We start from the raw sequence: 8974 nt of genomic DNA on the forward strand, positions 1-8974 counted from the left end.
GATCCCGAGTCACAGCCGCCTTGTTCGCCTTGATCGTTCTGCTCGGCACGTCGACGTCCTACGCGCGCATCGACGGCAAGCCCGTCGCCGGCCGCAAGGGCATCGAGCGGTTCTACTCGCAGGCGTTGTCGTGGGGTGCGTGCCAGCCCTACGCGACCGACGCGAAGAGCAAGGGCCTGTACGAGCGCGAAGGCATCCAGTGCGCACGGCTGCAGGTCCCGCTCGACTACGAGAAGCCGGACGCGGGGACGATCACGGTCGGTCTGTTGCGCCGGCCCGCCGCCGAACAAGGGCGACGGGTCGGTTCCTTGGTCGTGAACCCCGGTGGTCCGGGTGGTTCGGGCATGTCGCACGTCGCGAACATGCAGCCGAACAACCCGGTCGGCAAGCGGTTCGACGTCGTGGGCTTCGACCCGCGTGGTGTCGGGGCGAGCCAGCCCCGCGTGCAGTGCCTGACCGACGCCGAACGGGACGCGCAACGCCTGCGGCCCAAGGGCGAGAGCGCGAACCAGACCGAACAGGAGAACAAGTACTTCGTCGAGCGGTGCGCTGAGCGCAGCGGCATCGACCTGTTGCGCAACGTCGGAACCCGTGACGTCGCACGGGACGTCGACGTGCTGCGCGCTGCGTTGGGCGAGAAGAAGCTGACTTACCTCGGCTACTCTTACGGCACGCGCGTCGGCACGTTGTACGCCGAGATGTACCCGCGCAACGTGCGCGCGATGGTCCTCGACGGCGCCGTGGAGGTCAACGGCGACAAGGTGGCCTCGTCGGCCCGTCAGGCGCAGGGCTTCGAATCGTCGTTCCAGCGGTTCGCCGGCTGGTGCGCACAACGCGACTGTCCCATCGGGACGGACACGAACACCGCCGAGTCCAAGTTCCGGCAGATGATCGAGCCGCTGAAGAAGACTCCGATGCAGGTCGGCGAGCGCAAGCTGTCCCACTCGGACGCGAACACCGCCATCATCCAGGCGATGTACACGGACCGGCTGTGGGAGACCGCGCTGAAGGGCCTGCAGGAACTGCGGCAGAACAAGGGGAACACCCTGCTGCAGCTCGCCGACCAGTACCTCGGCCGCGCCCAGGACGGCACCTACTCGCGCATCCAGGACGCGTTCGTGGCCATCCGCTGCGTCGACGAACCACCGGTGAAGGACCGCGCCACGCTGGAATCCAACCGTCGGAGACTGTTGGAGATCCTCGGCAACGACACGGTGCCGACCGACGAGACGGCGCTCGGTCCGTGCGCGTTCTGGCCGGCCCCGCACACGTCGGAACCGCATCCGCCGAACGTGAGCGGGCTGCCGCAGGTCCTGGTCATCTCGACGACCGGTGACCCGGCGACGCCGTACCAGTCCGGCGTGGACCTCGCTCAGGCGCTCGGCGCGCGGTTGCTGACGTACAACGGAAACCAGCACACGGCGTTCCTCGCGGGCATCGGCTGCGTGGACGGCGTGGGCACGAACTACTTGGTGGACTTGAGGCTGCCCGAAACAGACTCGGCCTGCTGACGCTTCTTCGAGGGGAGGAGGACCGAACCCAGCGCTCCGAGCGCGCAGATCACCGCCGTGATCAGGAAGATCTCGTGGTACTCGGTGAGCAGCGCCTCGGTGAGCCTGCGCTGGTACTCGGCCAGTTGTTGTTGGTAGACGTCCTTCTCGACCCCGAACGGCAGCGGGGTGTTCAGGCCTGCCGTGAGCTCGCGGAACCGGTGGAGTCCCCACGCGGACAACGCCGCCACGCCGACGAGCATGCCCGTCATGCGCGCGACGACGACGAACGCCGACGCCACGCCGTGCCTGATGGGCGGCACGACCCGCAGTACGGCACCGGACAGCGGCGCGATGACCAAGCCCAGTCCGAAACCGGCGATGGCCAGGTCACGCGTGAGCACGAGCCCGCTGACGTCCGCGGGCCACTGCGCGATGAGCACGTACGACGCCGACGCGATCGTGAGACCGCCGAAGGACACCCAGCGGTCGCCCAGCCGTGACGCGAGGAACCCACCCAGGACCGCGCCGATCGGCAACGCGATCAGGAAGCGGGTGAGCAGCGTGGCCGCGCCCGCGGAATCCCGCCGCAGCACGGTCTGCGCGAACAGCTCCACGTCGACGAGCGTCACCATCAACGCCGCCCCGGCCGCGAGCGAAACCCCGAGCACGGCCCAGAACGGCCGCCACTGCACACCCTCGGGGTCGATGAGTCGGGCAGCAGCACGGCGTTCCCACAGGAAGAACGCCGCGAGAACCACCAACGCGCCGACGAGCACCGGCCAGCCCCACGACGGCAGCACGGACTGCTCGGGCTTCGGGTTGTAGAGCGCCACCACGAGCAACGACAGTGCGAGCGCGAGCAACATTCCGCCCACGACGTCGATGCGAACCTCACGCCGTGTGTTCGGCACGGTCCGTTGCACGATCACCATCGCGATGACCGCCAACGGGACGTTCACCCAGAACACCCACCGCCAGCTCTGCGGTTCCCACGCCTCGAACAACGGCAACGCGTTGAACAGCGACGCAACGCCGATGCCGTAGAGCGTGCCGAGAACCGACCCCAGCTCCTGCGCGGCACCAACGGCGCCCAACGCGGTCGACCGCCGATGCTCTTCCCACAGATCGGCGACCAGAGCCATGGTGACCGGCAGCAACGCGCCACCGGCCAGGCCCTGCACCACGCGTCCGGCGACGAGCAACGGCACGTCCGCGGCCAGCGCAGTGACCACCGACCCGACCAGGAACCCGAGCAGCGACACCTGCAGGACGAACCGCCGCCCCAGCCGGTCCGACAGCTGCCCGAGCAACGGCATGCCGGCGACGTACCCGAGCAGGTACCCGGTGACGACCGGCGTGGCCTGTTGCAACTCGTTCACCGCGATGCCGAGGTCGCGCACCATGTCGGTGAGCACCCCGACGACGACGTACGCGTCGAGCGCTCCAAGCAGGACAGCCGCGCCGGACGCGGCGAGGGCGACTTTTCGCATTAGGCAGGCGCCGTGACCGTGACTGGCTTGTCGAAGTCGGTCAGTCCGATGTCGACCTTCTGCCCACCGGGCAGCTCGAACAGCGCGTTCTTGAGCTTGTTGTCCTTGTCGACGGAGAACGTGCTCTTCACGTCGGCGGAGATGCCGGGCACCAGACCGGCGGCGACGTCCTTCGGCACGGTCGCCTCGACCACCGACACGTCACCGGACGACTTGGTCTTCGCGTCCTTCGCGCTGGCCAGCACCTTCGCCACGCCCTTGTCCGGGTTCAGGATCGCGGACGGGTCGTACACCTGGCCCGCGAACGCCGCCGGCAGCTTGGTGTACCCGCCGGTCGGGCCCTTGAAGTGCAGGTTTCCGCCGGTCAGCACGTACTCGATGGACAGCAGCTGGCCCCCGAACGTGACCTTCGCGGTGCCCTTGGAGTCACCGGCGGACGTGAGGTCGCCGTCGGCCTCCTTCACCGGCACGTCGGGCAGCTCACCGTCCACCTTGATGGTGAAGTGGACGCTCTTGACCGAGCGCATCGACTCGGCGGACTTGGAGAGCAACGTCGCACCATCGGGGAGATCTCCACCGGACGTGCAGCTCGTGAGCAGGGCGAGTGCGCAAACCAACAACCAACGGGCGGACATGCGTTGATCGTAGAGACTCAGTAGCCCTTAAGCTGCGCCCTATGGACCGCCAGCAGGAGTTCGTGCTCCGCACGCTCGAGGAACGCGACATCCGGTTCGTCCGGCTCTGGTTCACCGACGTCCTGGGCTTCTTGAAGTCCGTGGCGGTCGCACCGGCCGAGCTCGAGGGCGCCTTCAGCGAGGGCATCGGGTTCGACGGCTCGGCGATCGAGGGCTTCGCCCGCGTCTACGAGTCGGACATGGTCGCGAAGCCGGACCCCGCCACGTTCCAGGTGCTGCCCTGGCAGACGCCGGACGGGTCGAACTACTCCGCGCGCATGTTCTGCGACATCACCATGCCGGACGGCTCCCCGTCGTGGGCCGACCCGCGGCACGTGCTGCGCAGGACGCTGTCGAAGGCGAGCGAGGCCGGGTTCACCTGCTACGTGCACCCGGAGATCGAGTTCTTCCTGCTCAAGGACCTGCCGGCGGACGGTCGCGAGCCGGAGCCCGCGGACAACGGCGGCTTCTTCGACCAGACCTCGCACGAGACCGCCACGCACTTCCGCCGCCACGCCATCGAGGCGCTGGAGGCGATGGGCATCTCCGTCGAGTTCAGCCACCACGAGGGCGCGCCCGGCCAGCAGGAGATCGACCTGCGCTACGCCGACGCGCTGACCATGGCGGACAACGTCATGACGTTCCGCTACCTGGTGAAGGAGGTCGCGATCACGCAGGGCGTGCGCGCCTCGTTCATGCCCAAGCCGTTCTCCGAGCAGCCGGGCTCGGGCATGCACACGCACTTCTCGTTGTTCGAGGGCGACCGCAACGCGTTCCACGACGAGGAAGACCCGTTCCAGCTCAGCGAGATCGGCAAGCAGTTCGTCGCCGGTGTGCTGAAGCACGCGCGCGAGATCTCCGGCGTCACGAACCAGTGGGTCAACTCCTACAAGCGGCTGATCGTCGGCGGTGAGGCACCCACGGCCGTGTGCTGGGGTCACGCGAACAGGTCCGCGCTGGTCCGTGTGCCGATGTACTCGCCGGGCAAGTCGTCGTCGCGTCGCGTCGAGATCCGCTCGCTGGACTCCGCGTGCAACCCGTACCTGGCCTACTCGGTGATCCTGGCCGCCGGCCTGAAGGGCATCGAGAAGGGCTACGAGCTGCCGCCGCCCGCCGAGGACGACGTCTGGTCGCTGACCGACCGTGAGCGTCGTGCCGCCGGGTACGCGAACCTGCCGCAGAACCTCGGTGAGGCCCTCACCGAGATGGAGAACTCGGAGCTGCTGCCCGAAGCGCTGGGCGAGCACGTCTACGACTTCTTCCTGCGCAACAAGCGGACGGAGTGGGACGCGTACCGGCGTAGCGTCACCCCGTACGAGTTGCGCAGTCTTCTTCCCGTGCTGTGAGGCCGATACGTTGCTCTCCGTGACAGAGGTACCCGAGTTCCAGCCGACGATCTGCGCGTGCACGGTCGCCACGGCGGCGGAACTGCCCGCGGTCAAGGTCCTGTCCAGCTCGTTCCTCGCGGAGCACCCCGAGGGCCGGTTCGTCGCGCTGATCGTGGACGCGCAGCCGGAGCACGCCGGTCCCGGGTTGATCACGCCGCTCGAGATCGGCGTGTCCGAGATCGAGCTGCACGTGCTCGCGACCTCTCTGGAGGCCGACGCCCTGAAGGCCGCGATGGTGCCGCGGCTGCTGGAGGCGTTGCTGTCGCAGGGCATGCCCGTGCTGTACCTCGACCCGTGGGTGCAGGTGTTCGGGTCGTTGACCAAGCTCGTGCTGGAAGCGTTGCGCAACGCTCCAGTGGTGTTGCTGCCGCGCACGTTGCGGCCGCTGCCGTCGGACGGGCTGCAGCCGGGGCCCGCCGAGCTGCACGAGCTCGGTGCGTTCGACCCCGGTTTCATCGCGGTCGGTGAAGGCGCCGAGCCTTACCTCAGCTCGTTGGACATGCCGGCGATCGTGCCGCATCACGTCGTGCGTGACGCACGCGTCGGTTTGTCCGTGTGGAACGTGGCGGATCGGCCGTTGCACCGCACCGAGTCCGGGTCGTTGGCCGTGGTGGGCCAAGACCTGCTGACCGTGCACTTCCGCGGGTTCGACCCCCAACGGCCGTGGCTGCTTTCCGCCGATTTCGCGGAACGGCCGCGCGTGCTGTTGTCCGAGCACGCGGAGGTCGCCGAGCTGTGCACCGCGTACCGCGCTGAGCTGGTGCGGTGCGGCTGGACCGTCGCGCCCGTGCCGTACCGGTTCGGTTCGCTGATCGACGGGACGGTCATCCCGTCCGAGCTCAAGGCCGAGTACCGGGAAGCTTCGCCCACGCCGTTGCCGGCGTTCGGTGAAGACGGTGGTGGTGGGTTCCTCATCTGGGCGTGCGAGCAGACGGAGAACGGTGGCACGCGTTGGGCCGATGCGGTGTGGCGCGCTGATGCCTCGCTGCAGCAGCAGTTCCCGGCGCCTTATGGTGCGGACGCGGACGCCTGGCGCGAGTGGTGCGCCGGTGTGGGCGTGGCTTCCGGACGGTTGCCCGTGCCCGCCGTGCCGCAGCCACGGTCCGAGGGGCCGGCGTTGCTCGACCAGCTCGGTGTGTCCGTTGTCGGTTCGGGGCCGCTGTCGGAGCTGATGCTCGCTGCCGCGCGTGCGTCCGGGCTGCCGGTGTCGACGTCGGCCGGCTATCCCGTGGTGGTGCGCACCTCTGCTGCGGACGAAGTGCCTGCCGGGCGGTTCGTCGTCGAGGTCGCGCTGGACGCCTCTGCTGCGGACGACCGCACGGGCGTGAACGAGCTTTGGCTGTCTTCGGACGTGTCTCGTGCTGCTGCCGAACGCATTGGCGGGCCCATCGTTCGTGTGGTGCCTGTGCCGGTGCAGGACGTTGGCGCGCGTGAGCACACATCTGGTGATGTGGTGGTGTTCGCGGCGATCGCGGACCATGCGTTGGATAGGCCCGGCAACGTGCTGGGTGCGGTGTCGGCGTTCCTCAGCGCGTTCCCCGACCGTTCGGACGTCGAGCTGCGGATCGCGGTGTCCGGGGCGTTCGAACACCCCGAGGCGGCCGAGCGGTTGCGCCTGGCCACTGCCTCCGACCAGCGCATTTCGCTGGTCGAGGACGAAGACGTGTGCTTGACGGCCGACGCCGTGGTGTCGCTGCACCGCGGTGGGGCGGACGACCGGATCACGCTGCGCCTGGCCAACCTGGCGGTGCGGGGAGTGCCGATCGTGGCGTCCGGGCACGGCGCCGTTGCCGAGCTGTTCGGCAAGACGGCGGTTCTCGTGCCGTGTCACCAGGGTGCCGAACCCGATGTGCAGGCGGCCTCGAAGCTGCTGCGTTCGTTGGCCGATGACCTGCCGACGGCGGAAGCGCTGGGTGCTGCTGCTCGCGAACACGTGCTGTCCGTGCGTTCGGTTTCGCGGGTGGCGGAACTGCTCCGGGAACGCGTCGAGCACTCGTACCGGGGATGGCGGGCGCGCCGGCCGAAGCCGAAGCCCGAGGTCGACCCGATGCTCGCGCTGCAGTCGGCCAAGCACGCGTTACTGCGTCAGCCGAACATAGACACCGCTCATCGGACGCCGATGGCACCCGCGTTGCGCAAGATCGTGTTGCGCGCGCTGGACCACTACGACAACCACATGCGCCAGGTGCTGCACACCCTGATCGACGGGGTCGAGCGCACCGTGTCCGAGCTGGTCGACCGGCAGGACGCGCTGAAGGCCGGTGTCGGCGCGGGCGAGCTGGAGCTGCTGCGGGCCGAGGTCGAACAGGTCGCGGAACGGCAGTCGCACTTCGGTGACCAGCTGGTCGGCGTCGACGACGGGGTCGTGCGCGTGCGCGCGGACATGGCTGGTCAGGGCCGTCGGCTGCGCGACATCGAGGACGCGGTCGTGGCCGAGGCGGCCAAGCGGGCCACGTCCGACGACGTGCTGGCCGAGCGGATCGACAAGCTGACGGTCGCGTTGGACCGCACGTTGGACCGCATCGACTCGTTGGAGTCGAAGGTCGTCGAGGTGTTCCGCGAGCGCGACTCGCGGCTGGACGCTGCACTGCGCACCGCTCACCAGGCGCAACAGACCGCCGATGCGTTGCGCCGCGTGGTGGTTCGTCAGCACGAGGCCGCCGGTGACGCGCCTAAGGTGCGTTCGTCGTTGGTGTTGTGCGACGCGGGCATGATGCGGCTGCCCTCCGACGACGCGTTCATGCTTCCGCTGCTGTCGTCCAACGGTGTGTGGGAGCCGGACCTCGCGGAGCTGCTCGACTCGGTGCTGGAGCCGGACGGGATCTTCCTCGATGTCGGTGCGTACGTCGGGTATCACTCGATCAGGGTGTTGTCGCGGCTCGGCCTGATGGGCGCGGTCGTCGCCGTGGAGCCGGATCCTTCGGCCGCGGCGCTGCTTCGGCACAACGTCTCGGCGAACCTGCCGGCCGCGGTGGCGTCGCGGCTGACCGTGATCGAGGGTGCCGCCTGGGAAAGCTCCGGCGAGCTGGCTGTTTCGCCGACGTTGACCGGCGGGGTGTCGGTGGCGCCGCTGCCCGCCGATGCCGGCGAGGACGTCGCGCGGGTGAAGTCGGTGCGCCTGGACAAGGAGCTCGAGGACATCGAGCTGGCGAAGGGCATGAAGCTCTCCGTCGTGCGGGTCGACACGCCTGGACGTGGGCACCGCGCTCTCGCGGGACTCGTCCGGCTGTTGCGTCGCGACCGGCCGCACGTGTTCCTGGAGTTCTCCGCGTCGTCGACTGCCGAGTTCGGTGACGATCCGGTGACGGTCCTGAAGGAGTTCGGCGTCTGGGGCTACGACCTGGTGCCGTTGGCGACCCGTCAGGCGGCCGCACCGGACCAGATCGTGCGGGCGATGGAGGGTCTTCGTTCCATCACCCTGTGGCTGCGACCGCGTCCGGTCGGCGCCAAGCCGGCTGCTCCTACGCCGTCCGTGCCGATCAAGCAGCCCGCTGACCAGGCGATTTGACTTTGATCCTCCCGGTGAGTAACTTTCTTCGAGTCGCCAGCGAGACCCCCGGAACGAGCGGTTGACACCGCTGAACGGGCCGGGTAAAGTATCGCGGCGTCAAACCCCCAGAAGTGAATGAACGGCCTACCGTGCTGCCCGGGATCTGAAACGACCCCGATTTGACACCGGAAAAGCCACTCAGATAACTTCTGAACCAAGCCAAAAACTGAATGCGAAGCGAGTTTGTGCCGAGCTGAATCGCCCGAGAGGCCGATTTGACAAGCGAAAAACGAACGAGCTAAGCTTTCAACACAAGCCCCGAGAGAAAGTCTCCGGAAACGGAGATTGGAACCGGTGAGCGCGTGTTCTTTGAGAACTCAACAGCGTGCCGAAACACAGCCAGTAATATGAATACTCCTCGTCAGGAGTATTCCTTTGA

At 68.1% G+C, this 8974-nt stretch carries 5 protein-coding genes; 3 read left to right on the top strand and 2 right to left on the bottom strand.

Features of this window, described 5'->3' with window-relative positions:
* Window positions 1-29 precede the first annotated feature (29 nt).
* Window positions 30-1511, top strand: coding sequence for an alpha/beta hydrolase (locus tag DI276_RS34795; RefSeq protein WP_232837115.1), 1482 nt, complete (start codon window positions 30-32; stop codon window positions 1509-1511).
* Here the strand turns inward: DI276_RS34795 and DI276_RS34800 are convergent.
* The gene (locus DI276_RS34800) at window positions 1466-2983 is read right to left on the bottom strand and encodes an MFS transporter (RefSeq protein ID WP_112271327.1); all 1518 of its coding nucleotides are present in this window, start codon (window positions 2981-2983) and stop codon (window positions 1466-1468) included. The genes DI276_RS34795 and DI276_RS34800 overlap by 46 nt on opposite strands.
* Window positions 2983-3618 carry an LppX_LprAFG lipoprotein gene (locus tag DI276_RS34805; RefSeq protein WP_112271329.1) on the bottom strand — a complete coding sequence of 212 codons (636 nt, stop codon included), beginning with the start codon at window positions 3616-3618 and terminating at the stop codon, window positions 2983-2985. The genes DI276_RS34800 and DI276_RS34805 overlap by 1 nt, the downstream gene beginning before the upstream one ends.
* A gap of 41 nt (window positions 3619-3659) precedes the next feature.
* On the opposite strand from DI276_RS34805, the gene DI276_RS34810 reads away from it, so the two are divergent.
* Together DI276_RS34810 and DI276_RS34815 are read left to right on the top strand one after the other, a co-directional pair.
* The gene (locus tag DI276_RS34810) at window positions 3660-5003 is read left to right on the top strand and encodes a glutamine synthetase family protein (protein ID WP_112271331.1); all 1344 of its coding nucleotides are present in this window, start codon (window positions 3660-3662) and stop codon (window positions 5001-5003) included.
* A 19-nt stretch (window positions 5004-5022) separates the two neighbouring features.
* Entirely contained in the window at window positions 5023-8553 is a 3531-nt protein-coding gene (locus tag DI276_RS34815; RefSeq protein ID WP_112271333.1) for an FkbM family methyltransferase, read from the top strand.
* Window positions 8554-8974: the final 421 nt, after the last annotated feature.

This window comes from Lentzea terrae, from assembly GCF_003265345.1.
GTDB lineage: Bacteria > Actinomycetota > Actinomycetes > Mycobacteriales > Pseudonocardiaceae > Lentzea > Lentzea terrae.

Bases quoted from the DNA above. Each gene is read 5' to 3' on its own strand.
- DI276_RS34810 (WP_112271331.1), top strand. From the start codon at position 3,660: ATGGACCGCCAGCAGGAGTTCGTGCTCCGCACGCTCGAGGAACGCGAC.
- DI276_RS34800 (WP_112271327.1), bottom strand. From the start codon at position 2,983: ATGCGAAAAGTCGCCCTCGCCGCGTCCGGCGCGGCTGTCCTGCTTGGA.
- DI276_RS34805 (WP_112271329.1), bottom strand. From the start codon at position 3,618: ATGTCCGCCCGTTGGTTGTTGGTTTGCGCACTCGCCCTGCTCACGAGC.